The following is a 25,074-nucleotide window of genomic DNA, read 5'->3' as shown; positions in this document are numbered from 1 at the left end:
GTCGGGACGGTTACGTCGCCTCAAGAACATTTTTCGCTGGACAACTAAGTCGCCAGATCAGCCCTGTTGATGCATAGCTAAGCTCAACTTTTCCGCCCAGACTCATCTCGGTCATTTTCGTTATAACAGTTGTGCCAAAGCCACGGTTGGCTGGGCGCGCAACAGGTGGACCGCCTTTCTCAACCCAGCTCATTGTGAAATTCTCCCTGCCGGCGTCTCCATCAAGGCGCCATGAGATTTCAACGCGACCATTCTCAACTGACAAAGCACCGTGCTTGACCGCGTTTGTCGAGAGCTCGTGGACCACCATACCAACAGACTGAGCAGCTGAAGGCGCCAGGCGAAGCCTGGGGCCTTCAACCGTGATCCTTTGCCCGACCAACTCGGCAAAATGCGCGAGTTGTCCGCGAACGAGATCCGACGCATCGACGCATTTCCACTGACCGACCACCAGCAAGTCGTGGTTCACCGCCAGAGCCTGAATCCGGCTGGAGAAGCGAAGAAGAAAATCACTAGAGTTTGAGGCGACCGTCTGCTGGGCGACGGCCATCACGACGCTGAGGATGTTCTTTGAACGATGATTAACTTCATTCATCAGCAAGCGAACTTGTTCCTCGGAACGCTTGTGAGCCTCGGTGCGCTCCAGCACCCTTTGCTCAAGTGTATTGTTAAGTTCGTAAAGTTGCTGCTGGGCGAGACGCCGCTCGGCGACCTCAGCCATGAGCGCGCGGTTCGCGTTTTCGAGCTCACGCTGTTTCAGATAAAGCTCGACCAGCACCGCAACTTTTGACCGAAGGATAGCCGGGTTGATTGGCTTGTGCAGATAGTCGACGGCTCCGCTATCGTAGCCTTCGATCACATGCTGGTCTTCATTATAATAGGCCGTGAGAAATATGATGGGTATCTCTGCGTTTTTCTTGCGCTCCCTGATCATCTGGGCCAGTTCGAAGCCGGTCAGGCCGGGCAGGCGGACATCGAGAATCAGGACCGCAAATTCGTCGGCCAGCAGCGACAGAAGAGCCTGCTCGGCGGACTCCGCTCGAACCAGCCGATAACGCGGCGCGTCCAATACGCTTTCCAGGACCGTGAGATTTCTCGGTTCGTCGTCGACGATCAATATATTGATGAGGTCACTGGTCTCCGGGCTCGTCGAAGCTGGACGGGCCGTCGTATCGCTGTCAGTCAGCGTTGCTTCTTCCACGTAACCGCTGGTAGCCGATGGCAGGTTCATCTGCGTTTGCTCATGCTTCAACGGTGCAGCCATACACGCATCAACGAAAGAAGCTGATCTGTATTTACTGGTTTTGAAATGTAGTCGCTGGCGCCGGCTTCAAGGCACTTCTCGCGATCGCCTTTCATCGCCTTCGCTGTGAGCGCGAGTATCGGAAGCGTATGAAAGTCAGGAATTTTGCGAATCTCGCGAATCGTCTCGTAGCCGTCCATTTCCGGCATCATGATATCCATCAGGACGAGACTGATGTCGGGAGTCTTCTGTACGATCTCAATGGCGGTTTTACCGTTGGTCGTACTCACGACATCCACGTCGTGATTTTCGAGCAGGGATGTGAGTGCGAAGATGTTTCGGGCATCGTCGTCGACAATGAGCACTTTGCGTTTCTGCAGAATTTCGTTCGACCCGTGAAGCCGGCTGAGCATCGCCTGTTTCTCTGGCGGTAGGTCGGTTATCACCCGATGAAGAAACAACGCGGTTTCATCCAGCAGGCGCTCCGGTGACTGCACATCTTTCAGAACGACGCTCTTTGCCATAGTCTTGAGTTCAAGCTGCTCGTCAATCGTCAAATTCTTGCCGGTGAAAACGACGATCGGCACGGTTGCCAACGCTGGATCGGCATGCAGCTTCTTTAGCAGCTCAAAGCCGGTCATGTCGGGCAGTCGCAGATCGAGCACGACGCAATCGAAGTGCTGCTCCCGCATGGCTTGCAGCGCCTTTTCTCCACTCGCCGCGGTTACAAGCTCGATGTCGTTATAACCCAGCAGTTCTACAATGGACTGCCGTTCGATGTCGTTGTCTTCAATCACCAGAAGGCGCTTTGTGCGCGTGACCGTGAAGTTCTTGAGGCGGTCGAGCGCCGTCTCCAGTGAGGACGTGGTGGGCTCCTTGATGAGATAGGAAAATGCGCCATGGGAAAGACCATGCTGGCGTTCCTCGTCCAGCGTGACGATCTGCACCGGTATGTGCCGCGTCGTCGGGTCGAGCTTGAGTTGATTGAGCAGCGTCCAGCCCAGCATGTCTGGCAGAAATATATCGAGAGAAATGGCTGCCGGGCGGAATTGCCGGGCCAGGGAAAGCCCGGTCGCGCCTCTGGTCGCAACGATGCCTTTAAAGCCTTTGTCGTGAGCCAGTCCAAGGAGAATGCGAGCGTAGTGAGGGTCGTCCTCGATGATGAGCAGTACGGTATCATCTCTTTCGATGATGTCGCGATCATCGTCGATATGCTCTTCCCGCCCGACCGGCATGACGATGAGTTCGCGGGAAACCGGCGCGCGGACCGCGGATCCGTCAGCAACCACATTTTGGGAGCTGTCGCGGCCCGGGAACTGGACGGGCAGGAACAGCGTAAAGGTGCTTCCCTGGCCGTAGATGCTGGTGAGCTTAATTTCTCCCCCCAGCAGGGTCGCTAGCTCGCGGCTGATCGCGAGGCCAAGTCCGGTGCCACCGTATCTGCGCGAGGTGCCAGCGTCTGCCTGCTGAAACGCTTCAAAGATGAGTCGCTGCTTGTCGGGAGCAATACCGATACCTGTGTCTTCCACGGAAAAGGAGACAACTTTCTCGGCCTTGCTCAGGACGGGATGGTCTGTACTCCAGCCCTGGGTCACGAGTTCAGCACGAACATGGACATGCCCGCGTGCGGTAAATTTCACGGCGTTGGAGAGTAGGTTCTTGAGAATTTGCTGGAGGCGCTTGTCGTCGCTTTCTATCAAACGGGGAAGATCGGCTGCGAAATCAATCTTGAAGGGCAGGCTCTTCGCTTCTGCGACATGACGGAAGTTGCGTTCGATGTTGTCGCGCAGGCGAGCAAACGGAATTTCCTCAACTTCGACGGTAACCGTACCCGATTCGATTTTCGACAGATCGAGAATGTCGTTGATCAGGTTCAGAAGGTCGGAGCCGGACGAATTAATGTTGCGGGAGAACTCGATCTGCTTGTCCGATAGGTTGCCCGGCACGTTCTCAGCAAGCTGTTGACTGAGTATCAGGATCGAATTGAGCGGTGTCCGCAGTTCGTGAGACATATTGGCCAGGAATTCGGACTTGTACTTCGAGGTAAGCGCAAGTTCGATGGCTTTTTCTTCCAGTGCAAAGCGCGCCTGCTCGACCTCCGCGTTCTTTCGCTCGACCTCCGCATTTTGATCTGCGAGCAGCTTTGCCTTCGTCCCCAGTTCCTCGTTGGTCTGCTGCAGCTCGATCTGGCGCGACTGCAGTTCGGCGGTCAGTTGTTGCGATTGGGTCAGTAGCCTTTCGGTGCGCATGGTCGCTTCGATAGTGTTGAAGACTGCGCCAAGGCTTAGGGTCAGTTGTTCCAGGAATGCGAGGTCGACTTCGGTGAACGGCTGCAGCGTTGCCAGTTCGATCACAGCCTTGGTCTGTCCCTCGAACAGAACCGGCAGCACCACCACGCTCACGCGTGTAGCCTTGCCAAGGCTGGACGAGATCGTGAGATAATCCGGTGACACGTCTCCCAGCAGGATCGTCTTCTTTTCGATAGCGGATTGGCCCACCAGGCCCTCGCCGAGGTCGATGGTTTCGCGTGGCCGGACGCCGCCGCGCGCATAACTCGAAAGCAGCTTGAGCTTGGTGTTTTCTTCATCGCTGTCGAGGTGATAGATCGTGCCTTGATAGGCTTTGACCAGCGGACCCAGCTCGCTCAAAAGGATATCTCCCACCGTGCTGAGTTGTCGCTGGCCCTGAAGCATATTGGTAAATTTGGCAAGGTTGGTCTTCAGCCAGTCTTGTTGCCGATTACTTTCGGTCGTATCGCGCAGGTTGGCGATCATCGTGTTGAGGTTGTCTTTCAGCTCGGCGACTTCGCCGCGAGCCTCGACCTGAATCGTGCGCGTGAGATCGCCCTTGGTGACAGCGGTGGCGACCTCGGCAATTGCGCGAACCTGAGTAGTCAGATTTGCCGCGAGCAAGTTGACGTTGCTGGTGAGATCCTTCCATGTGCCTGCGGCGCCAGGGACGTTAGCCTGGCCGCCTAATCTTCCTTCTACGCCGACCTCCCGCGCCACGTTCGTCACCTGGTCTGCAAACGTCGCGAGTGTGTCGGTCATATTGTTGATGGTTTCGCCGAGGGCCGCGACCTCGCCCTTCGCCTGCACGGTGAGCCGCTGGCTCAGGTTGCCGTTGGCGACAGCGGTCACCACCTTCACGATGCCGCGAACCTGGTCCGTCAGGTTGGAGGCCATGAAGTTGACACTGTCGGTCAGATCCTTCCAGGTACCGGCCACGCCGCGGACCTGGGCCTGACCTCCGAGCTTGCCTTCGGTGCCGACCTCACGCGCCACGCGTGTGACCTCGCCGGCGAACAGGTTGAGCTGATCGACCATCGTGTTGATGGTGTTCTTCAGTTCCAGAACCTCGCCCTTCACATCTACCGTGATCTTGCGGTTGAGATCGCCGCGCGCCACTGCCGTAGTGACTTCCGCGATATTGCGCACCTGTGTTGTCAGATTGTTGGCGAGACCGTTGACCGTGTCGGTCAGGTCCTTCCAGGTGCCGGCTACTCCCGGAACGGCGGCCTGACCTCCGAGCCGGCCTTCGGTGCCGACCTCACGGGCGACGCGTGTCACTTCCGATGCGAAAGAACGAAGCTGCTCAACCATCGTGTTGATGGTTTCCTTGAGCTGGAGAATTTCACCGCGCACGTCGACCGTAATTTTCTTCGACAGGTCGCCGCTGGCGACCGCAATGGTGACCTCGGCGATGTTACGGACCTGACCGGTGAGGTTTGAGGCCATGTAGTTGACGTTATCGGTGAGGTCCTTCCAAGTGCCCGCGACGCCGGGCACCGCGGCTTGGCCGCCAAGTTTGCCTTCGGTGCCCACTTCGCGTGCGACGCGGGTAACTTCGGACGCGAAGGCTGAGAGCTGATCAACCATCGTGTTCATGGTTTCCTTCAGCTGCAGAATCTCGCCTTTCACGTCCACCGTGATCTTGCGGCTCAGATCGCCGCGCGCGATGGCGGTGGCGACGTCCGCGATGTTGCGAACTTGACCTGTCAGGTTGTTGGCCATCGAGTTGACGTTGTCGGTGAGATCCTTCCAGGTGCCGGCCACGCCGGGTACCTGCGCCTGACCGCCGAGCTTGCCTTCAGTGCCGACTTCGCGTGCGACACGGCTCACCTCAGCGGCGAACGAGCGAAGTTGATCGACCATCGTGTTGATCGTTTCCTTCACTTCCAGGATCTCGCCGCGGACGTCGGCGGTGATCTTTTTTGAAAGGTCGCCGTTCGCAACAGCAATGGTGACCTCGGCGATGTTGCGGACCTGACCTGTCAGGTTATTTGCCATCGAGTTGACGTTGTCGGTGAGATCCTTCCAGGTGCCGGCGACGCCAGGCACCACAGCCTGACCGCCGAGTTTGCCTTCGGTGCCAACTTCGCGCGCCACACGGGTGACTTCGGACGCAAAGCCATTGAGCTGATCCACCATCGTGTTGATGGTATTCTTCACTTCCAGAATTTCGCCCCGCACGTCGGCGGTGATCTTTTTGGACAGATCGCCGCGCGCCACGGCGGTGGTGACTTCGGCGATGTTGCGGACTTGACCGGTGAGATTCGACGCCATGAAGTTGACGCTGTCGGTGAGGTCCTTCCAGGTTCCGGCGACGCCTGGCACCACAGCCTGACCGCCGAGTTTGCCTTCGGTGCCGACTTCACGCGCCACGCGCGTGACTTCCGCCGCGAAGCTATTGAGCTGATCCACCATCGTGTTCATGGTGTTCTTGAGTGCGAGAATTTCGCCCTTCACTTCGACGGTAATCTTCGAGGAAAGGTCACCTTCGGCGATAGCTGTCGCCACTTCGGCGATGTTGCGAACCTGACCGGTCAGGTTGTTGGCCATCGAGTTGACGTTGTCGGTGAGGTCCTTCCAGGTGCCGGCCACGCCTTCGACCGCCGCTTGTCCGCCAAGCTTGCCTTCGGTGCCGACCTCGCGCGCTACGCGGCTGACTTCGCCCGCGAAAGCGTTAAGCTGATCGACCATCGTATTGAGAGTAATTTTCAGCTCAAGAATCTCGCCCTTCACATCGACGGTGATCTTGCGCGACAGATCGCCGTTGGCCACGGCGGTTGCCACATCCGCGATATTGCGGACCTGGCCGGTCAGGTTCGACGCCATCGAGTTGACGTTGTCGGTGAGATCCTTCCAGGTGCCGGCGACGCCAGGCACCACAGCCTGACCGCCGAGTTTGCCTTCGGTGCCAACTTCGCGCGCCACACGGGTGACTTCGGACGCAAAGCCATTGAGCTGATCCACCATCGTGTTGATGGTATTCTTCACTTCCAGAATTTCGCCCCGCACGTCGGCGGTGATCTTTTTGGACAGATCGCCGCGCGCCACGGCGGTGGTGACTTCGGCGATGTTGCGGACTTGACCGGTGAGATTCGACGCCATGAAGTTGACATTGTCGGTGAGGTCCTTCCAGGTACCTGCAACGCCGGGCACGGCAGCCTGGCCGCCGAGTTTGCCCTCGGTGCCGACTTCGCGCGCCACGCGCGTGACTTCCGCCGCGAAACCATTGAGCTGATCCACCATCGTGTTGATGGTGTTCTTAAGCGCGAGGATTTCGCCTTTTACATCGACCGTGATTTTACGCGACAGATCGCCTCGCGCGACGGCGGTTGTCACATCGGCAATATTGCGGACCTGTGCGGTTAGGTTTCCGGCCATGTGGTTGACCGACTCGGTGAGTTCCTTCCAAACACCGGACACACCCTTGACCTGGGCTTGGCCTCCAAGCTTGCCCTCGGTACCCACTTCGCGCGCCACCCGTGTCACCTCGGAGGTGAACACAGAAAGCTGCTCGATCATGGTGTTGACGAGATTAGCCGACCGCAAGAATTCGCCTTTAAGCGGCCGCCCGTCTACCTCCAGTTCCATGGACTGCCCAAGGTCACCCTTTGCCACGGCCCCAATGGTGCGCGCCACCTCGGTGGTAGGCCGCACCAGATCGTCCAGGAGGGTGTTGATAGAGTCGGCCTGCTCAGCCCATCCGCCGATCGCACCGGGCAGGGTCATGCGCTGCCTGAGGCGCCCCTCTTTGCCGACCGTCCCGCTTAGCCGCGCCACCTCTCCAGTGATCCGGCCCTGGTGTGCGAGGGTTTGGTTGAAAGCCTCGGCTATTCGTCCATCCGTGCCGGGCCAATCTCTCGGTAAGCGCACCGAGAAGTCGCCATCCCGAAATGCCACCATCGCCGCGAGAAGCTGCCGCGAACGCATTGCCGCGGCATCGTCAATTAGGTCTCTGGCCTCCCCGTTCCCTCTTGCGATGGCCAAGGGTTTCTTGCGATTTCTCGGGATCGTCGTTTCGCTCATGGGTCACCGGTAAATGCGATCGCGACATAACATGCAGCGATCCGTGGCTGACGGCAATCGTCCTTCATTCCGGCACTTCCCATTCATTGCGAGAGACACCGATCAACGTGGAGCATTACAATTCTGTAGGAATAAATGCTGCAGACGAGGTGGGCAACATCACCGCGGCCCGACTCACAATCTGAACGATTCCGGAAACTTTCGTTCCAGGATATGGTTCCATGGCCGGAACAAGAAGCGCGCTTAAATTTTGTTCGCGCAAAATATGAGAATTGTCCGACGGCACCCGGGCCAAAAGTACTTTCCCGCACGCTTGCTCGGCGCCCTTCGCCATCTTTGCCGGGTGGTATAAGCCAACCCTCTCTGGAGGGGCCGTGCAGCCGTCGTGCGTTTGGATCTCTCAAAGAGAAATGGCCTTGCCCGATCACCGGTAAGGCCATTCAAGCGTTAGCGAAGCAGGATGATCAGCAAAATCAGCAACGATGGAATTACAAGTAGGTGCGCCTTTCAGGCTTTTGCGCACCACGTCCATCAATAGATCACATTGCCGCTGGTACGTGAACCAGCCGATGCATTGATTGTCTCGCTATTGCGCTTGCGTTGGTCAATTTGTTTGGGGAGCTTCAGGACACCGGGCGCTATTACACCACGGCAAATCTGCTGAGATGGCAAGGGGACCCTACTGCTGATTATTTTGGTTGTTGAGGACGAAGCGCGCAGCGGCTGATTGCCAAACATTGAAACCCATCATTCCCGAAAGGTAGAGCCGCTCCGAGGCGTTCGCTTTATCGTTCAGAATCGCGGCGGCGGAGCTGAACTTTCTTACCACAGTCGATTTGTCTCCTTTAGGAAGGAGACGGAGCAGTGCCTCGTTATCATTTTAACATATTCCACTATTGGGACGACGTGGGGGAGGAATTGCCGGACCAGGATGCGGCTTGGGTCGAGGCGACCCGTACCGCCGGCGAGATGATCAAAAACCTCGATGGCAAGCTGAAACCGGGCCGGGACTGGCGCATGGAAGTAACCGATGAGTTTCAAAACCCTCTTTGGGAGATTCGCGTCAACGCCGAAAAAAGGTAGATGTGAGGGGCAGGTAAAGGGATTAATAACGCCACAGCTGCCGGTGATTAAGGGATTCGCGTTCTCTCCGGCAAGGCGCAAATTGGAACATTACCGCTCGCCCTGGTAGGTGTCGGTGACTGAGAGCATTGAGCTCTTTATTGCGGTGAGGCCGCATGCTAACCGACGACCGGGCGTATGGCGCGCCTGTTACTTGTCCCAAGTAAAAGCCTCCGCGCGCAATGGTCATAAAGACCATTCATCTAGGTTTTTTATTCTTCGAGGACCGGATCGATTATCAGTGCCCGAAGTGCGGCGCTGAAAAAAACCGAAATCGCAAAATAAGGCAGCGTCAAGCCGATGCTTGCTCACGATCATTAGCTCGTCACTGGTAGGATCAGTTCAGGCCCCTTATTCCTGACATTTCCCACCTTCTTATCGACCGGGAATATCTCGAGCCATTCGTCGGGGCAGGGCGCCAGCAGCGCCAGCAGTTCGTCGTTGCTCGCGGACTCTTCGCCCAGCCACTTTGCCCAGTCGCTTTCGCCCAGGATGCAGGGCATGCGATTGTGGATCTCGGCCATGGCGTTATTCGGCCCGCAGGTGAGGATCGTGCAACTCAGCACCTCTTCACCGTTCAGCGGATCGCGCCAGGTTGACCAGAGGCCGGCCATGACCATCGGCTTTCGGCCGGCCATGAAGATGGCGTAGGGCTGTTTCTCCTTGCCCTTCCCGTCGAGTTTCTTCCATTCGTAGAAATTGGTCATCACGCACAGGCAGCGCTGCCCGCGCTTCCATGCGTCCTTAAACGCTGGTTTCGTCGTGAACTCTTCCGAGCGGGCATTGATCGTCGAGTACTGAAGCTTCGTATCCTTCGCCCACGAGGGGATAAGTCCCCACTTCATCATCCGCGGCGTCCGCTTCCCGTCTTCCGATCGGATCGCGGTCATCATGCGCTCCGTCGGCGCGAGATTATGGTTGTACTCGTAGTTCGGCGCCGGGGCGTCTGAATCGAACTTCAGCCGGATTTTGATTTCCGACCAGTCGTCAGCGAGGCGAGCGCGGCCGCACATCAGCGTTCTCCGGGATAGCCATGTGACGGCGGGTCATTGGCTGAAATCTTGGTGGGACGGAGTGCCACAAGATGGCTTCGCTTATATGGGTAACCTCGAACCTTCGAGCAATCCTGGCAGCGCATCCACCGCTCAAGCTCGTGGATCGGAGTTTCCTTCGGCTGCCGGACGATTGTCAGGTCCACCGTGCTGTGCATCTCGCAGCCCAGGCACTTCACTTCAAGATACCGAAAGCCCGCGTTCAGGGCGTCACCGAGCGTCGGGGAGGGTTGGGCCGGGCCGTGATAGCCCAGCATCCGAAGTGTCCAGGCCTCACAGGCGAGCCGATCAGCCTTCAGGCGCGCTTCTGCTGCGCGCTCCGCGGCCGCGCGTATGGAACTGCCGAATAGATATTCCCGCGACTTCGATCCCATTACGGACCACCAAGCAGTTTGCCAAGGCGATCGACGTCTTCGGACGTCGGCGCGCTGTCCTTACCGATGATCGCCGCTGCCTCGTCGATGCGTTGCTGAGCCCTCAGAATGCCTGTCTCGTCGACTACGCGGGCGAAGTCGTCCACAGCCTTGTCGTGGGGGCAGCGGGACTTGGTGCGTCGGAAGAACGAGATTTTCATGAAGGACATTCAAGCGCACGCGAGGGCGCAGGTAAATAGTCCTAGATGTGGTTGTGGAAGCGTGAGGTCGTACAGCTGGTCGGGGGATGGAACGAGATCGATCTGCTTGAGCTTGTCCTACTGGCATCCTTCGGCGCCGCGCCGCCAGGGGCGAGGGCCGCAGGATGAATCCCAAATGTGGAACGCGGGGGCGACTAAACTCGTTGCCGTGCATTATCTAGGAGATTCGCATGGCGCTGCGTGCTTATTGGAAGGGCTCTCTGAAGCTCTCGCTCGTAACTTGTCCAATCGCTCTATATCCTGCTTCAACGCAATCCGAAAAAACCCACTTTCACCAAATCAACACCAAGACCGGCCATCGGCTTAGACAGCAGATGGTCGATGAGCGCACGGGGCGGGTGGTTGATAAGGAACACAAGGGAAAGGGGTACGAGCTTTCAAAGGGCCGCTACGTCGAGATAGACGATGATGAGCTCGACGCGATCAAGCTTGAGAGCACTCACACCATAGAGATTGACGACTTTGTGCCTGCCGAAGATATCGATGAGCGGTATCTGGACAAACCGTATTACATCGTCCCGAGCGGAAAAGAAGGCGCGGATGCGTTTGTTGTGATCCGTGATGCCATGAAGCAGAAAGAAAGAGTTGCGCTGGCGCGGGTCGTCCTTTCCAATCGAGAGCACATCATTGCGCTAAAGCCATTGGGAAAAGGTCTATTAGGCACAACACTACGCTATCCGTATGAACTGCGAGATGAGGAAGATTATTTCGACGACATTCCCAGTCCGCGGGTATCTAAAGATATGGTCAAACTGGCTTCTCACATCCTCGATACCAAAGCCTCTAAATTTAACCCGGGCAAGTTCAAGGACAAGTACGAGGCGGCGTTAAAGGCCCTGGTAAAGCGGAAGGCGGCGGGGAAGACAATAGAGGTGCCTGAAGAGAAGGAAGATCGTGGCAACGTGATCGACTTAATGGAGGCCCTTAAACAGAGTTTGAAGGGCAGGAAGAGTGCCGCACCGCGCGCAAAACGGAGGCGTTCCGGCGGACGGAAACGAAAGGCGGCTTAGCAAGCTTGGCGTTCACTTCCGCGCGTGTTTCAATTCGTTCTGAAACTTCTCCATCTGCCTTTTCCAGCGAAGCTCCTCAGCCTCGAAACGTCGATCAAGCGCCGCGCGCTCGGTTTCCATCTCGCGAAGCCGGTTCTCATGATCTCGCTTTGCTTTTTCTCTTTGGGCCTCGACTTTGGAGATGGCTCGCTCGCGACGCGCACGTTCAGCTTCAAGTTTGGCCCGTTCCCGATCTCGCTTCCGTTCTTCCCGTTCGTATTCCTTTGCGGCCTCTCGGGCTGCCTTGTCATCCAGAGCGCGCCCGCGCTTAATTGGCGTCGAAGGGGGCTTTCGCGAGCCCCGCTTGTGGGCTGGAAGCGATGCCGGGAGGTCCGCCTGCTCTAAGAAGGGCCCATCAGATCCAACAGGGCGCTTCAGCACTACGCCGGGCCTTTTCATTGTTGCGGCGACGACGTCGATATCATCCACCTCTTGCGCAAAACCCTGGTGGAATAAGTTGTTCTTGGATCCCCAGGCCTCCAATGCTGCTTTCATCGAGGGGGCGGCTACGGCCAGATCGAAAAAGCCCATCGATGTCTGGTAAGTTTTGAGCTTTCTAGGCATGCCAACGCTCCCGGCTCGGACTCCAAATCCACCAACAGATGATTACCTAAGAACTATCGCATGTGGAGTATCGTGATGCCCGGTCCAAGAACGCCGCGGGAATTGTCGAACCGGATGGCCGAGCAAAGGGCAGGCCGGAAGCTCGCCGGCCGGGACGACGGCTACGTCCGGGAGACGTTCACCCAGCCTCGAGAAAAAGCCCGCCAGACGGCAAGGGCATTCCTCGATGAATACCCCAAACAGGCATACATGTCGGAGGTTGAAACCTGGCGTGAGCTCCCCGGCGACGAGATCGAATTTACGATGCGAAGGTTGAAATCTGCGGATTAGGGAACGCAACGTCCGCGGTGGAATTAGCAGTCATGAGCAGAGCCTTTGTAAAAGAGTCCGACGCCGTTGATGAACTGCCCGACCGTATCGTGTCGGAGTATCCCAATTACGTTACAGCGGAAGGCTCAGCTTAATTGAGATGAAGATCGCTGAACTTCAAAGCAGGCTGGCCCAAGCGCAGATCGAAGGTGATCGAGACGCGCTTTCAGCTATATCCCGAGACCTCCGTTACTGGAACAACAGACGCGGCACCGCGATGGTGGTCCAGATGCCGGACAGCGCTACGACGGTTCGGTTTGGCGCCGTGGTCACGATCGAGCGCGACGACGGCCGAAGGCAGGAGTACCGTATAGTCGGAGAAGACGAAGCCGATCCCACCAAAGGTCTGCTATCCCATGCGTCGCCACTCGCCCGAGCCCTGCTTGGGAAAGCCGTTGGTGACACCGTCGTGGCTGGTCAGGGACGGCTGAAATTGTGTCAATTGGAGACGCTTCGACGACATCAGAGCTGTAGTCGATGCCCGCCTCGTTCGTGGCGAGCGAGATCGGGTTCACGATGAGGCGCAATATGATCGTTCAGCGATGCCCCTGAACACTCGTGGTTGGGCTCCCTATTGCGGGGAGGGCACTCGCGAATCCTTTCGGGCACTCAGTGGTGAGGAACTTATCCGGATAGCCGGACTTCTTTGCGATATTTGATCGCAATTTGAACTTTCGGCTTGCTTTATCGCCGCTCTGAGATTGTTGTTTAGGTCATGAAGGCTTACAATTCGGCGCTCCCCGCTACCGCGCGGTTATTTTTTAGCAGCGTCCTCAGAAAACTGCCCCTTATCGATCAGCCGCTGCAGTTCTGCTGCCATTTTTCGATACGCTTCAGCAAGCCGCTCGAATGATTCTCGCTTTGTATTGTTGGTTGCGAGTTTTGCGATGATTTCGCAATCGACGGCATCGACCAGAAGTTTTTCAATCCTGGCTTTTACATCTTTCATCGCAGCTCACCACGCCTGCTGGTCCAATCCTGCGCGCCTTCGAGATTGCCGCGCACGCTGCATTTGCGTATTGGACTTCTGTTCCGCGCGTTCTTGGTCCCGATAACCACCTAGCTCATAGCAAGTCCACTTGGTGGGGGCTTGGATAACGACTTCCCTCTGTCTAAACGCGCGTTCAAACTGAGGGCGATTCTCGCGCCACCGTTAGCCATCCAATTCTTTCGCCATACCTCGAATACGACAATCTGGTCTTTTCATTCTCCCCCTCCGCTTGGGCAACAAAGCCGGCAATTCAGCCGGCTTTGTCACTGGGTTGTCTAGCGCAGCAGTAGCACTAGTAGAATCAAAGGGAGAGGAATTCCAATCAACCAGAGCAAAATCGGCATATCGATGTTCCTTGTATTGGGGTTACCAAAAGCGGTGGCCCGCAAAGGTCGGAATTCGGTTTTCGTCGCGGTGACGCGCTCCCGCCCCCGCTGCAACGATAGCTGCAGCCAAGCTGATAAGCAGTGAAACGCCGGCTATAAAAGCAGTGATAACCGTAGCTTTGCGAGCTTTGTCGACTTGTTGACGTGCCTTCAATTCAAGGTCGCGAGCTTCTGCTATGGCAGCGTCCACACGGCTTTGGGCTTCGGCTTCAGGCATGCCTGTTCGCGCGATGACGATCTGTCCAAGATACGTGCGGTCTCGCTCGGAAATTGCCTGATTCTTGATAGCGCTCGCAAAAATCCGGTTTGCTTCCGCGCGTGCTGCCTCTAGGTCGCCGCCGCCAGTTTTCAAGTCGACCGTTGTGCCAGGTTGCGGCGGTCGGAGAAGCAAGTCGACTGCGTAGTCGGCGGGCGTCGCTGAAAGCGCTCGTGCATTTGAGGTTGCCCCGGACGTCGCGCCGGCTGCAACAACAGCGGCGGACTGAGCGGAGGTTTTTGCAGAACTCAGTCCGACAATGGCGAGAACAACGGCGCCGAATAACACCCCCACTGCCCATACCATGAAGCCATGCGTACTGTCTCGAAAGCCGCTTTCTGGCTCAGAGTCGCTCCATCGCGACCGCATCCGTCCTGCAAGATAGCCGCCTGCTGCAAAGCTACCGATCTGCACCAGCACCATCCACCAAGCGACGGCGAGGCTCACTACCCATAAACGCGCGCCTGTGTCTGGCCATGGAGATGTGAGGGATAGCCCAATGGCTCCACCGAACGTCAAAAGAAGAAACGACAAAGATGCTGCGGCTACCGCGCCGCCAATAATGGGACCCCACTCCAGATAAGACCTGCCAGACTGAACATACCCCGGATCTGTTACCGCCATAGCGAATTCCTCTGTTGAATTATCGAAGGCCGATGAGTGAAAGTACCGCCATAACCACGACCACCAGGCCGACGAGATAAATTACGCCATTCATGTGAATCTCCTTACGGTTGAAGAGGTTTACTTGGCGCCTGGGACCTTGATCGTGAAGCTTGGTCCCGAGTTACCCATATTGCCGGTTGCCATCATCATGGCTGCTCCGACAAAAATAACGAGGACCACACCCACTACGACTCCAAGAATTCCACTTGCGCCATCACTGCCGTCAGCCATTTGAATCTCCTTAGTTGTTTAATCGGCTACCAAAACGACAATGTGTCGTCCGTGTTCCCTTCGCTCCGAGACATTTAGCGGCGTCGACGGCAGTGCAGCGAACTGAAAAAACAACCCCATCGAGGTCCGCTTGCATTTTTGGCGACCGCCTCAATCGATGGAAAATCCCATGTTGAACGGCCGCTGCAGCTCGTCTTCGCGAAGCTCGGGTCGATCTCTCAACATTCGTCGGACGGCGTCTGCAGCCGCTGCGATCTCCTGCTTTCGCTTTGCAGCAAGCCGCTTTCTATCGTTTGCCGAATCACGCGCCTTTCTCAGTTCGAGCTCACGACTCCGCTTTGCAATCGCGATCTTATCTTGCACCGGCGCCGGTTGGTCACTGACCGTAATCGTCGAGGACGGGACGTTCGCGCGGGACCGGAGTTCACCAACTGTTTGCGCGTCATCCGCTCGTCTGTTATCGCCGTTCTTAGTCGGCCTAAGATCTTCGGAAGGCCCGGCATGGTCTACTGGCTTAGGTGCCTGTAAGGTGCCCGCAGTGTGCAGAGGTACAGGCGCTGGCGTCGCTTTCACGGTTGCGATATTCGGCACTGCTTGAGCAGGAGAGTTGTTCTTCGCTTGCAACGCTTCATCCTGCTTGATGACACGCTCAATCTTTGTTGGCGAGAGAGGCTTTTTGGTTGTGATCGTGTTGAAGAATGCTAACGATCCACCAAAGCCGATGACCAAAGCCATGCCGGCCGTTCCAACGCCAGCGAAGTAATAGGTAAGAGATGATCGCATCGCCGCCTCCTTTGTTTGGGGGCGAACGTTTATGAGAAGTTGGTGTTCCTCCGGAGAAAGAGAACTTAAAGGCTTCAGTAAATGGCTAAACGGGCTGCAAAAGCAAAGCACTTCCGGCACACTTGCCGGAAGTGCCCGCAAAAGCTTTGGAGGTCATTACTCGATGATCTGAACAATGCGTCGTGAGCTCGGATCAACCAACACTGTGCGATCGTTCACAACAGTATAGCGATAACGCGTTGCACCATATTCATTTGGAATTTCGTAGTAAGTGACGCCGCTAGCTGGGAGTTCGACTCCGACTCGAATATCGCCTTGGTATCGATAAGAGGGATGGCTCCGCTCCGTTACATATGAGCGAAAACGAGGCCGTGCATCGTCGGCGATGCCACCCACGGCAGCACCGGTGGTAGCGCCGACCGCAGCGCCAACGGGTCCGCCGACTGCACCGCCTACGATAGCGCCACCAACCGCGCCGCCCACTGCGCCCTCCTGTGCCAGGACTGGCGTCGTTACTGAAACCGCTGTCGCTAAGATTAATCCTGAAACGATCTTATGCATCTCGCTCTCCTCTGATTGATGCGCCTGCCAAACGTGGGTCGGAAATTTCTGTTCCATCCGGTTGGTGTATCGGGAAGGGTAAAATGACGTGTTAGATATGCCGATAAATTACTCGGAAAAGCTGGGTTCATCTGAGGTTAAGCTGGGTTCATCTAAGGTTAATATGGAATGCCTCAGTTTTGCGATGTGGCATGTAGGTAGGACCAATGAATTCCTTTGACCCGATGGCCGTCGCGATTGATTGGCTTGAAGCGTATCGCGCGGAGGATCTAGAAGGTCTCCTTCATCTTTATGATGAAGGAGCTTCGCTCGAATGTGGCTGCGGGGGCGAGCAAGTCATCGTGGGTCGAGAGGCGATCCGCGCTTATTGGAAAGTACGATTCAGCGAAAAGCCAAGCGCGGAGTTTGAAGAATTTGCGCCCGTGCATCGGGGCGTTCATTTTTCATATAGAACTAAAACCGGTGTTGTAAACGTCATGCTCGATTACAACAACGAGGGCAAGATCGAGCGAAGTCGCTGCGGTCCGTTGCTTCCATTTGGTGAAAGTTGAGGGGAAACCGCCGAAAAGCGTTCCCCCTCCTCGATATCACCAGCTTCGGCCGCCGATGCTGAACCCTACGCTCGGACCGCCGTAGTAGCCGTCTCCTCGGTAATAATGAGGACGACCACCGTAGTAGCCGTAACTATGGCGTACGTTGTAACTATCATACTCGCGCACAACGTATCGGGGCCCCCGGCTGTGCCAGCAGCGGCCGTATTGATTACAGACCAACCTGATTTGCTCTACCGTGGTCAGGTCTGAACCAACAGCACCGACATTCAGAGGCGCCGCGACCACCGCGGTGGAGGTTAGGACGACTGCGCCTGTTAGCGATATAAGAACCGACTTCATCGTTTTTCTCCTTATACCTGACCGTTAGTGCCAGTGGCGGTGATGGCCGCGATGCCATCCATAGTGATGGCCTCGACCGCGGTGCCACCCATAATGATGGCCTCGGCCACGGTGCCATCCATAATGGCGTCCTCGATTATGCCCCTTCCAGCCATGACCGCCATGGTGCTTTGCAAGCATAAGCTCGCTGTCACTGTGCGCGACGGTACTCGATTTGGCCGTGGGCATTGCCGCCGTGGGCACTGTCAGGCCGACAAGAGCAACTGCTGCTGCTGTGATGATCAGTTTCCTCATGAACTTCTCCTTTGGTTTAGCGGCTCCCAAACCAGCTTGAACAATTTCTGTTCCGGGGAACTAAAGCGGCTCATCGCCGTTCAGCGCGCGTTACCAACATTTGGAGGAAGTGATGAAGAAAATTCTGATGGGCGCTGCGTTCGCGATGATTGGTGCAGTAGGGGCATACGCCCAGACTGCCGTTGTCAGCGAATACTATGTCGTCCGAGACAGCAATACCAAGACCTGCACCGTGGTCGACAAAAAGCCCACTGGCACAACGACCACAATTGTCGATAACGGGGTTTTCAAGACCAGGACCGAAGCGGAAACCGGGATGAAGACCATCAAGGTTTGCACGGAGAAGTAACTCACTGAAAGAGGACGGTCGATCGACCGTCCTCTTTCATATGCCCGAGCCGCGAAGGCAGGGCACGTGCGAACATCGTGTATGGGGACGGATCGATGCCGCTTTTTCGGTATTTTATATGTGTGGGTAGCCTGCTGTTGACCGTTATCCTGCTTAGCGAGCATCTCGATAGTCGCCCTAGAGCAAAAGAGCGCCCAGATGTCGACCGGACGGTCATTAGAATTGCGTCTGCAATCCGCCGTCCTGATCTTGTGGTGATCGATACGTCGCTGCCGACGATATCCTCGCCTGTTGCAGAGATTGCCGACGCAAAGATACAAAGAGAGTTCGAAACTACGAAGTTGAATGCTTCTGAAGCATCTGTTCGTTCGCCGATACCAGGCGTTAGCAAGTCCAAGAGAAACGCCCCGCTTCGCAAGAAACTCGCGGTGCTCGCTCCAAGCTGAGTTCTAGCCCTGGTTTGGGGAATGGCAAGAGCGACCTAATTCTGAAGGTCCAGTTCGACCGCTTTCCGGATTAGGTCGGAGTGATTTTTTGCACCAAGCTTTTGTCGCAGCGAGGTGGTCGAATTTGCGATGGTTTTGTAGGAAAGTGCGAGCGCATCGGCCACTTCGGCGATGCTGTTGCCACGGGCCAATAATCGCAAAATTTCGATGTCTCGCCCGCCCAGTACATTGAGCGGATTCGCCCGGATAGAAGCAGCAGAGAAGGTTACATTCTTGGCGAGCCGTGGCGAAATGAAAGATCCGCCATTTCCGACCGTCACCACAGCTTCAATAAGATAACGGGGATCATCGGTCTTCGAAAGATACCCATTGGCGCCAAGTTCAAGGGAACGAAGTATGAAGATTGGATCGTCGTTCATGCTGAACATGATAGTTTTGGCGGATTGGTCATGCTGTCTGATTTTTCGCAACAACTCAAAGCCGGAAAGACCGGGCAGATTCAAGTCGATAATTGATACTTCGGGTCGAACGTCCAAGAATTGCTGAAATCCGGTCCGTTCGTCCGATGCGGATGTGATCGTGATTGAGGGAACCGATGCAAGGATTGCTTTGCATCCAGAAATGACCAGTGGATGATCGTCAACGATCAAGATATTCATTGGGGTTAATTACCATTCGGTCGCGGTTAGGCAATTTGTCTGGGAGCAACCATAGTACAAGCTAGGGGTTCCTCGAAGCTTCCTAGGCATCAACCAGTAGAATCCAAAATAATGTGGTCTGTGCTTTCGCTTCGCGTTCGCCTCGCGCTGTTGCTAAGTTCAATGCTGATCTTGGCCTTGGGAACTATTGTGGCTCTTCAGGTGATGTTCGCCTCGCTTACGCTAAAACACGAGAAGGTGCTCGCGGACGAGGTCGCTAATCAACTTGTTCGATCGCTTGGGGCAACGCTGTCAGTTTCAGACAATCCTGATAGCGTGATGCAAAAATTTTTGGATTCATCTCGAGAAAATAAGACAGGCATCATTGGCTTTGAGACCACCGATACAACGACGCCAGTGGTCGCCTCCACACCCTTTCGAGCCGACGGGGTGCCGGCTTGGTTCATAAGACTTCTAGGCGAACATTCAGATCCAAGTCGATTACCTGTCACCAAAGACGGACGAAAATTCGGAGATCTGATCTACTTCTCGGATCTGTCCGCCGACATTCGGGAAAAGTGGATTACATTTGTTGCCTTGCTGATAGCTGCAATACTACTTTCTTCTCTCACGTTCCTAATTGCCTATTGCTTGTTGGGCTCAATGTTAAAGCCGCTCGCCCGTGTTGAGAAGGCTCTGACGATGTTGCGGCGCGGGCAGTATGAATTTCAGATTGAGTGTGAGGGATCGCCAGAGCTGGTTCGAAGTTGCAACGAGGTGAACCAGCTCGCCCAAAGTTTAAAGCGCTTCAGCAGCGATCGCAGCGACCTGCTTCGGCAAATGGTGAATCTCCAAGATCGCGACCGCTCAGACATCGCCAAGGAGTTGCATGACGAACTCGGTCCCATATTGTTCGCAATCCGTGCTCATGCCACGTCGATATCCGATGGCCTGTCAATAATGGACACTAACAGCGCTATCGCATCATCACGGTTGCTCGAGGCCGTCGAGATTTTTCAGCAAGCCAATCGCCGCATCCTCGACCGGTTGCAGCCGTTTCAGCTGCAAGAGTTCGGCATTATATCGAGTATCGACAGTATACTATCGGGACCTGGCCCAAAGGCTGCGGCCATAGATATTAGTAAGGACATTGATCCCTCCATTGCCGGTGTCAAAGGAGTCACCGCCGAAACGATTTTTCGCGTAATACAAGAAGGCGTGACTAACACTTTGCGCCATTCAGCTGCGACTAGACTAGTAATTTCAGCCCAGTTGGTAACTGACGGTGAGGAAACCTCTCGGAGAAGGCAAGTCCGCGTTGACGTGTTCGACGACGGGAAGGGAGTGCCCACGAATGTGGTATTCGGTCGTGGACTGCGGGGTATGAGCGAACGCCTGCGCGCTCTCGGGGGCACCTTGTCCATTTCCAGCACGCGGCAAGGCACGCGTCTGAGCTGTGTGATACCATGTTTGAGCGACGATGACCTTCCTGCGGTCTAGCGCTATCCCGCGCGGGGCTCGCAGCAGAAGTCGAGCGGGTGTTGCCTCGTATCAGCTCTAATATGCCAAAGCATCCTTGTATCTCCCTGACGCGCTCTGTGCGGTCAATGATAAAGCCTAATTTTTCAATGGTTTGATTGGCCAATCTGGGTCTATTGCCACTTTTTCCTGAGAAATAAGGAACTTGTCACCCGGTTTCCTATTATTCACCAACGCTGCGTAGGGCTGAATGAGGAGGGTGGGTTGGTCACATCGCGGAGTTGGACGCCAGCACAGATAGAACGTCTCGAAGAACTGCTTGCTGCTAAAGCATCTCCTGCAAGAGCAGCGGTGGTTTTGAAGCGCTCTATAGTATCGGTTCAAGTCAAGGCGCGCGCGCTCGGCAAGCCGTTTCCTAATATGAGAAAACTGCGGCTCGCCAGAAATGCGGCGGCTGCAGCTTTTTCAGAAAACGGAACCTTATAGATGTTTGCCTGATTACTGGAAACGGCAACGGGACCCTGCGAGCCGAGCCGTCACTTTTTGCCTCGAAGTGCGCGATGCGCACGGCAGGAGTTTGCTTCGGTCGTATCCCGTAGCCTCTCAGCCTCTCTCTACGCCGGTTGATCACCAAAATATTCGGAGCAGGGTCGCACCCTCAGCGAGAGGCGGGATACTCGTCCGAAAGCCGTTCCTCCCAAAGCCGGGCATCGGTTGGCGCCCGCCGCCGTACCATCGGATCGACCCCTGAAAGCAGGACGTATGCGGCATTCATCGCGCCAACCTAGGCTCCCAGCGGCTTCCGAAGCAGGAAAAAATTCGCCCGACGCTGTCGGCCAGCCAACAGTCGGTTCTTGGACTGGCGTTTGGAACCAATCCCAATCCCTGCCGTTAAGGAAGCTTTTGTTGTCTGCGACTTGGACTCAGATATTTTAGAGCCGTCTTCTTCTCAAAACGCGGCCGATAGGGGGTGAAGGATGTCCAGTGGGGCTAACCGACCAGTTTCCGTCTTAACGCCCAAATCCTATCGGCCCATGGCGGCAGAACCCGGACCGATGGTGCTTTCGGCAATCCTTGCAGGCTCGCCCGACGCGATCTGGTGCTGGCGGACCGACGGTATCATCACACAGTGGAATCCCGCGGCAGAACGCCTGTTGGGGTTTGAGACTTCGGAAATCGCTGGTCAGTCCCTTCTGGAGTTGGTCACGCAGGCGGAGCGCTCAGTGGCCGAGAGCATGATCGAACGCGTGAGCGCCGGCCAGTCCTATGGCCCCTTCGAAACGGTCAGGGTGGGCAAGGATGGGAGAACGCTTGCCGTGGAGCTTACTGTCGTCCCGCTGCGCGACGAGAAGGGATTGATCGTGGGCGGAGCAACGTTTTGCCGGGACATCAGCGAACGCAAGAGCGCTGCGGAATCACTTTCGCGGACCGTCCGTGAGCTGGGAACGCTTTTTCACCTGACTGAGCGCCTGCAGGCTGCGAGATCCGCCCAAGAGGTCTATGAGGCGGCGCTAGAGGCGATCACCGATGCGCTGGAGTGCGAGCGCGCGTCGATTCTGCTGTTCGATTCGGCTTCCGTAATGCGCTTTGTCGCTTGGAAAGGACTCAGCGAGCAGTATCGTAAAGCTGTCGATGGTCACTCTCCGTGGACACCCGAGACAACTGACGCGGTCCCGATCTTCGTTACCGACATTCGGAATACGAACGACGCCGATACCCTGAAGAGGGTAATCGAGGGCGAAGGGATTCGCGGCCTTGCCTTCATTCCGCTCGTCCGCCACGGACAACTCATCGGCAAATTCATGACCTACTATAGGTGCCCACATCAATTCAGCGAGCGAGAGACCCGTCTAGCAAGCACCATTGCTCGACAGTTGAGCTTATCTCTGGACAGAATAATCACAGAAGAGCGGTTGAGGGAATCCGAATTGCGCTTCCGTCTCATGTCGGAGCACGCTCCTGTCATGATCTGGATGAGCGACGCAGCGGGCAAATGCCTTCACCTTAACCGTTTGCTCCGTAGTTTTTGGGGGGTGGAAGAAGCAGCCATTCCTTATTTCGACTGGTCGTCGACGATACACCCCCAAGACGCCCAAATGGTGGGCGACCAGGTTGCGGCCGCATTTGCTAAAAGGGTCCCCGTAAGGTTGAAAGGGCGATACCGCAGCGCCAAAGGAGAGTACCGGGTGCTTGAAACCGTTGCGCATCCTCGCTTCGGAGCTTCCGGTGAATTTCTCGGGATGATTGGCGTCAACGTCGATATTACCCAGCGAGAGGCAGCAGAGGCTGAACGTCGCCGGGCTGAAGAGGAATTGCAAGCAACGAATATTGCCCTACGAGAAAACGAGGAACGTTTGCGACTCGCTACTGCTAACGCGGACATCGGATTCTGGGATGTGGATGAGATCAACCAGGTCCTGCACTGGCCACCATTGGTCAAGGCAATGTTCGGGATATCGCCGGACAGGCCCGTGTCGATGATGGACTTCTATTCGGGTCTTCACCCCGAGGATCGCGAGTTCGTCAGCGCCGCTTACGCGGCGGCGGCAGATCCCGACAAGCGAGCTCTTTATGATGTTGAGTATCGTACCGTTGGGAAAGAGGACGGTCGTGTCCGATGGGTGGCTGCGAAGGGACGCGGCTTGTTCAATAGCGATGGGTACTGTGTGCGAGTTACCGGCACCGCTATCGACATCACTGCTCGCAAGGCCGATGAAGCAAAGCTTAAGGAGTTGAACGAAACATTGGAGCGCCGAATCTCCGAGGTTTTGGCTGAAAGGAAAGTGTTGGCGGACATCGTCGAAGGCACGGACGCTTTCGTCCAGGTAGTGGACCTCGAATTTCGCTGGCTCGCCATCAACAAGGCCGCAGCTAATGAATTCGAAAGGCTATTCGGGGTTCGTCCCCAGGCCCAGCAATGCATGCTTGACCTGTTGGCGCATCTGCCTGCCGAGCGCGAAGTCGTGCGCGCTGTTTGGGCCCGCGCATTGTCGGGAGAGGAATTTACGGAAATCGCGGCGTTCGGCGACCGCGCTGGCGAACGTCGCCACTATGAGATGAAGTACAATACTTTGCGGAACAGTGATGGAGAACGGATCGGCGCGTATCAGTTCGTATACGATGTGACGGAACGTATCCGGGAGCAGGAGCGTCTGGCCAGGGCGGAGGAGCAACTCCGTCAGGCGCAGAAAATGGAGGCAATGGGCCAGCTTACCGGCGGCGTCGCCCACGACTTCAACAATCTGTTAACGCCAATCGTCGGCGCGCTCGATGCTTTGCAACGGCGGGGCTTGGGTGGCGACCGCGAGCAGCGCTTGATCGCCGGAGCGATGCAGTCCGCAGAAAGAGCCAAGACCCTTGTGCAGCGGCTACTCGCATTCGCACGACGCCAACCACTCCAGGCCAAGCCGGTTCACGTGGGAGACCTGATTCACGGAATGGGCGAGCTGATTGCCAGTACGTGCGGTCCGCAGGTGAAGGTTTCCATAGAGATCGAGCAGAACTTACCGGCCGCGAGGATCGACGAGATTCAGTTGGAAATGGCTCTCCTCAATCTCGCGGTCAACGCGCGTGACGCTATGCCTGACGGCGGTACGTTGCGCATTATTGCGGACGCCCAACAGGTTGATGCGGGAAATCGCGCCAACCTTAATGCAGGTCGCTACGTCAGGATATCCGTGGCCGACAGCGGCGTCGGCATGGATGAATCCGTGAAGACGCGGGCGGTCGAGCCGTTCTTCTCGACCAAAGGAATCGGAAAAGGCACGGGTCTCGGTCTATCGATGGCTCACGGCTTGGCATCACAGTTGGGCGGTGCGCTGACCATTCAAAGCCGTTTGGGGCTGGGCACGAACATAGAGATCTGGCTTCCTTCGACTGATCAGCCCGTGCAATCGGACAGCCAGTATCAGGTCTCGAGGGTCAGCGGCGGCCCCATTGGAACCGCGCTCCTTGTCGATGACGAGCCCCTCGTTCGTGCGGCAGCAGCTGACATGCTCGCGGACATCGGTTACACGGTTATCGAAGCTGCTTCGGCGGAAGAGGCAATCCGGCTGATTGGCGGCGGCCTTAAACCCCAACTTCTTGTTACCGATCACCTTATGACCGGCATGAACGGCACGGATTTGGCGCGGCGTGTCCTATCGGAGTTGCCGGGCACGCAGGTATTGCTGGTGTCGGGCTATGCCGAGAGCGAGGGCGTCGCTCCTGATCTTCCCCGGATGGTCAAGCCATTCAGCACTCGAGACCTCGCTGCGAAACTTGCTAACCTAAGTGCAGGCTAGAGCAGCGCGCTTGTTTCAACGGTCCGAGACGTACTGCGTTTCCGGGCGCGGACCTTTCTGCCGATTTCGTTCGTCGGAGCTGCACCTCTAGAAAAATCATAGCCACGATCGGTGCCTCGGCAGGCCCCGGCTCATAAGCGTGCTGCTGAAGCTGGCGGCGATGAAATGATCACGGTGACATCCTCGAAGCTGACAGGGCGCTAGACCAAGGCGCGAAACTTAAAGAATCTTCCGAGATCACGCCGGAGCAAATCCAGCACTTCTTCGATCGCGAAAAAGATCTCGAGCCTAACAAGTGAGTGAAGGTGCTGCGCTGGGGCAGGGCCGAGGACGTTCACTAGCTGATCCTCGACGGAATTGAGTACGCCCGGGCGCATAAGTTGCGATACGTCGCGATCAAGAATGCACGTCTCTGCAGGGAGCGATGCGCACGCGCAGTCCATAACATCTGATATGCGAGGCCTCACAGCC

Annotated in this window: 23 protein-coding genes; 10 read left to right on the top strand and 13 right to left on the bottom strand. The window is 56.3% G+C overall.

The annotated features are described in order from the left end of the window. Positions 1–10 precede the first annotated feature (10 nt). Both AC1RM7_RS18310 and AC1RM7_RS18305 read right to left on the bottom strand, forming a co-directional pair. Entirely contained in the window at positions 11–1,264 is a 1,254-nt protein-coding gene (locus tag AC1RM7_RS18310; protein WP_245258700.1) for a response regulator, read from the bottom strand. Then, complete coding sequence (locus tag AC1RM7_RS18305) at positions 1,249–7,461, bottom strand: HAMP domain-containing protein (protein WP_157223897.1); 6,213 nt, start codon at positions 7,459–7,461, stop codon at positions 1,249–1,251. Before AC1RM7_RS18305 ends, AC1RM7_RS18310 begins: the two co-directional genes overlap by 16 nt. A 960-nt stretch (positions 7,462–8,421) precedes the next feature. Here AC1RM7_RS18305 and AC1RM7_RS18300 point away from each other — a divergent pair. Further along, on the top strand, positions 8,422–8,640 hold the full coding sequence (locus AC1RM7_RS18300) for a DUF6894 family protein (protein WP_492838947.1): 219 nt from the start codon (positions 8,422–8,424) through the stop codon (positions 8,638–8,640). A 356-nt stretch (positions 8,641–8,996) separates the two neighbouring features. Here AC1RM7_RS18300 and AC1RM7_RS18295 read toward each other — a convergent pair whose 3' ends face one another. From AC1RM7_RS18295 to AC1RM7_RS18285, 3 genes are read right to left on the bottom strand one after another with little or no spacing between them, the layout of a single operon-like run. Beyond that, positions 8,997–9,692: an SOS response-associated peptidase gene (locus tag AC1RM7_RS18295; protein ID WP_062329212.1), complete on the bottom strand. Its 696-nt coding sequence runs from the start codon at positions 9,690–9,692 to the stop codon at positions 8,997–8,999. Continuing rightward, positions 9,692–10,105 carry a hypothetical protein gene (locus AC1RM7_RS18290; RefSeq protein ID WP_059369398.1) on the bottom strand — a complete coding sequence of 138 codons (414 nt, stop codon included), beginning with the start codon at positions 10,103–10,105 and terminating at the stop codon, positions 9,692–9,694. Before AC1RM7_RS18290 ends, AC1RM7_RS18295 begins: the two co-directional genes overlap by 1 nt. Beyond that, on the bottom strand, positions 10,105–10,305 hold the full coding sequence (locus AC1RM7_RS18285; RefSeq protein ID WP_202966309.1) for a hypothetical protein: 201 nt from the start codon (positions 10,303–10,305) through the stop codon (positions 10,105–10,107). The genes AC1RM7_RS18290 and AC1RM7_RS18285 overlap by 1 nt, the downstream gene beginning before the upstream one ends. Before the next feature lie 230 nt (positions 10,306–10,535). Between AC1RM7_RS18285 and ku the strand changes: the two genes are divergently transcribed. Beyond that, positions 10,536–11,375, top strand: coding sequence for a non-homologous end joining protein Ku (ku, locus tag AC1RM7_RS18280; RefSeq protein ID WP_006019301.1), 840 nt, complete (start codon positions 10,536–10,538; stop codon positions 11,373–11,375). Positions 11,376–11,387: 12 nt separating this feature from the next. On the opposite strand, the gene AC1RM7_RS18275 is transcribed toward ku, so the two are convergent. Next, positions 11,388–11,978, bottom strand: coding sequence for a hypothetical protein (locus tag AC1RM7_RS18275; RefSeq protein ID WP_006019302.1), 591 nt, complete (start codon positions 11,976–11,978; stop codon positions 11,388–11,390). Positions 11,979–12,038: 60 nt separating this feature from the next. Between AC1RM7_RS18275 and AC1RM7_RS18270 the strand changes: the two genes are divergently transcribed. Both AC1RM7_RS18270 and AC1RM7_RS18265 read left to right on the top strand, forming a co-directional pair. Next, positions 12,039–12,308 carry a hypothetical protein gene (locus AC1RM7_RS18270; RefSeq protein ID WP_202966310.1) on the top strand — a complete coding sequence of 90 codons (270 nt, stop codon included), beginning with the start codon at positions 12,039–12,041 and terminating at the stop codon, positions 12,306–12,308. 139 nt (positions 12,309–12,447) lie between these two features. Beyond that, positions 12,448–12,867, top strand: coding sequence for a GreA/GreB family elongation factor (locus AC1RM7_RS18265; RefSeq protein WP_492943908.1), 420 nt, complete (start codon positions 12,448–12,450; stop codon positions 12,865–12,867). Positions 12,868–13,101: 234 nt separating this feature from the next. Here AC1RM7_RS18265 and AC1RM7_RS18260 read toward each other — a convergent pair whose 3' ends face one another. The 5 genes from AC1RM7_RS18260 to AC1RM7_RS18240 form a co-directional block, all read right to left on the bottom strand. Further along, positions 13,102–13,296, bottom strand: a complete 195-nt coding sequence (locus AC1RM7_RS18260; RefSeq protein WP_492838951.1) for a hypothetical protein — start codon at positions 13,294–13,296, stop codon at positions 13,102–13,104. 408 nt (positions 13,297–13,704) lie between these two features. Beyond that, positions 13,705–14,604, bottom strand: coding sequence for a hypothetical protein (locus AC1RM7_RS18255; RefSeq protein ID WP_492838953.1), 900 nt, complete (start codon positions 14,602–14,604; stop codon positions 13,705–13,707). 120 nt (positions 14,605–14,724) lie between these two features. After that, a complete protein-coding gene (locus AC1RM7_RS18250; protein WP_006019307.1) occupies positions 14,725–14,877 on the bottom strand; it encodes a hypothetical protein in 153 nt (50 codons plus the stop codon). Positions 14,878–15,027: 150 nt separating this feature from the next. Continuing rightward, entirely contained in the window at positions 15,028–15,660 is a 633-nt protein-coding gene (locus tag AC1RM7_RS18245) for a hypothetical protein (protein ID WP_492838955.1), read from the bottom strand. Positions 15,661–15,816: 156 nt separating this feature from the next. Then, the gene (locus tag AC1RM7_RS18240) at positions 15,817–16,221 is read right to left on the bottom strand and encodes a DUF1236 domain-containing protein (protein ID WP_492838957.1); all 405 of its coding nucleotides are present in this window, start codon (positions 16,219–16,221) and stop codon (positions 15,817–15,819) included. A 206-nt stretch (positions 16,222–16,427) separates the two neighbouring features. On the opposite strand from AC1RM7_RS18240, the gene AC1RM7_RS18235 reads away from it, so the two are divergent. Beyond that, positions 16,428–16,772, top strand: coding sequence for a YybH family protein (locus tag AC1RM7_RS18235; RefSeq protein WP_111835333.1), 345 nt, complete (start codon positions 16,428–16,430; stop codon positions 16,770–16,772). A 353-nt stretch (positions 16,773–17,125) separates the two neighbouring features. On the opposite strand, the gene AC1RM7_RS18230 is transcribed toward AC1RM7_RS18235, so the two are convergent. Continuing rightward, the gene (locus tag AC1RM7_RS18230) at positions 17,126–17,278 is read right to left on the bottom strand and encodes a hypothetical protein (RefSeq protein ID WP_157223898.1); all 153 of its coding nucleotides are present in this window, start codon (positions 17,276–17,278) and stop codon (positions 17,126–17,128) included. A gap of 242 nt (positions 17,279–17,520) precedes the next feature. Between AC1RM7_RS18230 and AC1RM7_RS18225 the strand changes: the two genes are divergently transcribed. Together AC1RM7_RS18225 and AC1RM7_RS18220 are read left to right on the top strand one after the other, a co-directional pair. Beyond that, positions 17,521–17,757 (top strand): hypothetical protein, encoded by a 237-nt coding sequence (locus AC1RM7_RS18225; RefSeq protein WP_059369824.1) that lies wholly within the window; start codon positions 17,521–17,523, stop codon positions 17,755–17,757. 95 nt (positions 17,758–17,852) lie between these two features. Next, complete coding sequence (locus tag AC1RM7_RS18220) at positions 17,853–18,203, top strand: hypothetical protein (RefSeq protein WP_492838960.1); 351 nt, start codon at positions 17,853–17,855, stop codon at positions 18,201–18,203. A gap of 35 nt (positions 18,204–18,238) precedes the next feature. Here AC1RM7_RS18220 and AC1RM7_RS18215 read toward each other — a convergent pair whose 3' ends face one another. Next, positions 18,239–18,862, bottom strand: a complete 624-nt coding sequence (locus tag AC1RM7_RS18215) for a response regulator transcription factor (RefSeq protein WP_492838962.1) — start codon at positions 18,860–18,862, stop codon at positions 18,239–18,241. Between the two features lie 162 nt (positions 18,863–19,024). Between AC1RM7_RS18215 and AC1RM7_RS18210 the strand changes: the two genes are divergently transcribed. The 3 genes from AC1RM7_RS18210 to AC1RM7_RS18200 all read left to right on the top strand — a co-directional run bounded on the left by AC1RM7_RS18210 (position 19,025) and on the right by AC1RM7_RS18200 (position 24,603). Further along, positions 19,025–20,341, top strand: coding sequence for an ATP-binding protein (locus tag AC1RM7_RS18210; RefSeq protein WP_492943907.1), 1,317 nt, complete (start codon positions 19,025–19,027; stop codon positions 20,339–20,341). A 243-nt stretch (positions 20,342–20,584) separates the two neighbouring features. Further along, positions 20,585–20,806, top strand: a complete 222-nt coding sequence (locus AC1RM7_RS18205) for a hypothetical protein (protein WP_492943906.1) — start codon at positions 20,585–20,587, stop codon at positions 20,804–20,806. A 548-nt stretch (positions 20,807–21,354) separates the two neighbouring features. Next, entirely contained in the window at positions 21,355–24,603 is a 3,249-nt protein-coding gene (locus tag AC1RM7_RS18200; protein WP_492943905.1) for a PAS domain S-box protein, read from the top strand. The last annotated feature ends 471 nt before the right edge of the window (positions 24,604–25,074 follow it).

Source organism: Afipia sp. GW822-FHT03D08, from assembly GCF_058801645.1.
Note: the sequence above shows the minus strand (reverse complement) of the source record. Positions and strands in the feature narration are given on the sequence as shown.

Bases quoted from the DNA above. Each gene is read 5' to 3' on its own strand.
- AC1RM7_RS18310 (WP_245258700.1), bottom strand. From the start codon at position 1,264: ATGGCTGCACCGTTGAAGCATGAGCAAACGCAGATGAACCTGCCATCG.
- AC1RM7_RS18305 (WP_157223897.1), bottom strand. From the start codon at position 7,461: ATGCGTTCGCGGCAGCTTCTCGCGGCGATGGTGGCATTTCGGGATGGC.
- AC1RM7_RS18295 (WP_062329212.1), bottom strand. From the start codon at position 9,692: ATGTGCGGCCGCGCTCGCCTCGCTGACGACTGGTCGGAAATCAAAATC.
- AC1RM7_RS18290 (WP_059369398.1), bottom strand. From the start codon at position 10,105: ATGGGATCGAAGTCGCGGGAATATCTATTCGGCAGTTCCATACGCGCG.
- AC1RM7_RS18285 (WP_202966309.1), bottom strand. From the start codon at position 10,305: ATGAAAATCTCGTTCTTCCGACGCACCAAGTCCCGCTGCCCCCACGAC.
- ku (WP_006019301.1), top strand. From the start codon at position 10,536: ATGGCGCTGCGTGCTTATTGGAAGGGCTCTCTGAAGCTCTCGCTCGTA.
- AC1RM7_RS18275 (WP_006019302.1), bottom strand. From the start codon at position 11,978: ATGCCTAGAAAGCTCAAAACTTACCAGACATCGATGGGCTTTTTCGAT.
- AC1RM7_RS18270 (WP_202966310.1), top strand. From the start codon at position 12,039: ATGTGGAGTATCGTGATGCCCGGTCCAAGAACGCCGCGGGAATTGTCG.
- AC1RM7_RS18265 (WP_492943908.1), top strand. From the start codon at position 12,448: ATGAAGATCGCTGAACTTCAAAGCAGGCTGGCCCAAGCGCAGATCGAA.
- AC1RM7_RS18260 (WP_492838951.1), bottom strand. From the start codon at position 13,296: ATGAAAGATGTAAAAGCCAGGATTGAAAAACTTCTGGTCGATGCCGTC.
- AC1RM7_RS18255 (WP_492838953.1), bottom strand. From the start codon at position 14,604: ATGGCGGTAACAGATCCGGGGTATGTTCAGTCTGGCAGGTCTTATCTG.
- AC1RM7_RS18250 (WP_006019307.1), bottom strand. From the start codon at position 14,877: ATGGCTGACGGCAGTGATGGCGCAAGTGGAATTCTTGGAGTCGTAGTG.
- AC1RM7_RS18245 (WP_492838955.1), bottom strand. From the start codon at position 15,660: ATGCGATCATCTCTTACCTATTACTTCGCTGGCGTTGGAACGGCCGGC.
- AC1RM7_RS18240 (WP_492838957.1), bottom strand. From the start codon at position 16,221: ATGCATAAGATCGTTTCAGGATTAATCTTAGCGACAGCGGTTTCAGTA.
- AC1RM7_RS18235 (WP_111835333.1), top strand. From the start codon at position 16,428: ATGAATTCCTTTGACCCGATGGCCGTCGCGATTGATTGGCTTGAAGCG.
- AC1RM7_RS18230 (WP_157223898.1), bottom strand. From the start codon at position 17,278: ATGGCGGTCATGGCTGGAAGGGGCATAATCGAGGACGCCATTATGGAT.
- AC1RM7_RS18225 (WP_059369824.1), top strand. From the start codon at position 17,521: ATGAAGAAAATTCTGATGGGCGCTGCGTTCGCGATGATTGGTGCAGTA.
- AC1RM7_RS18220 (WP_492838960.1), top strand. From the start codon at position 17,853: ATGCCGCTTTTTCGGTATTTTATATGTGTGGGTAGCCTGCTGTTGACC.
- AC1RM7_RS18215 (WP_492838962.1), bottom strand. From the start codon at position 18,862: ATGAATATCTTGATCGTTGACGATCATCCACTGGTCATTTCTGGATGC.
- AC1RM7_RS18210 (WP_492943907.1), top strand. From the start codon at position 19,025: ATGCTGATCTTGGCCTTGGGAACTATTGTGGCTCTTCAGGTGATGTTC.
- AC1RM7_RS18200 (WP_492943905.1), top strand. From the start codon at position 21,355: ATGGCGGCAGAACCCGGACCGATGGTGCTTTCGGCAATCCTTGCAGGC.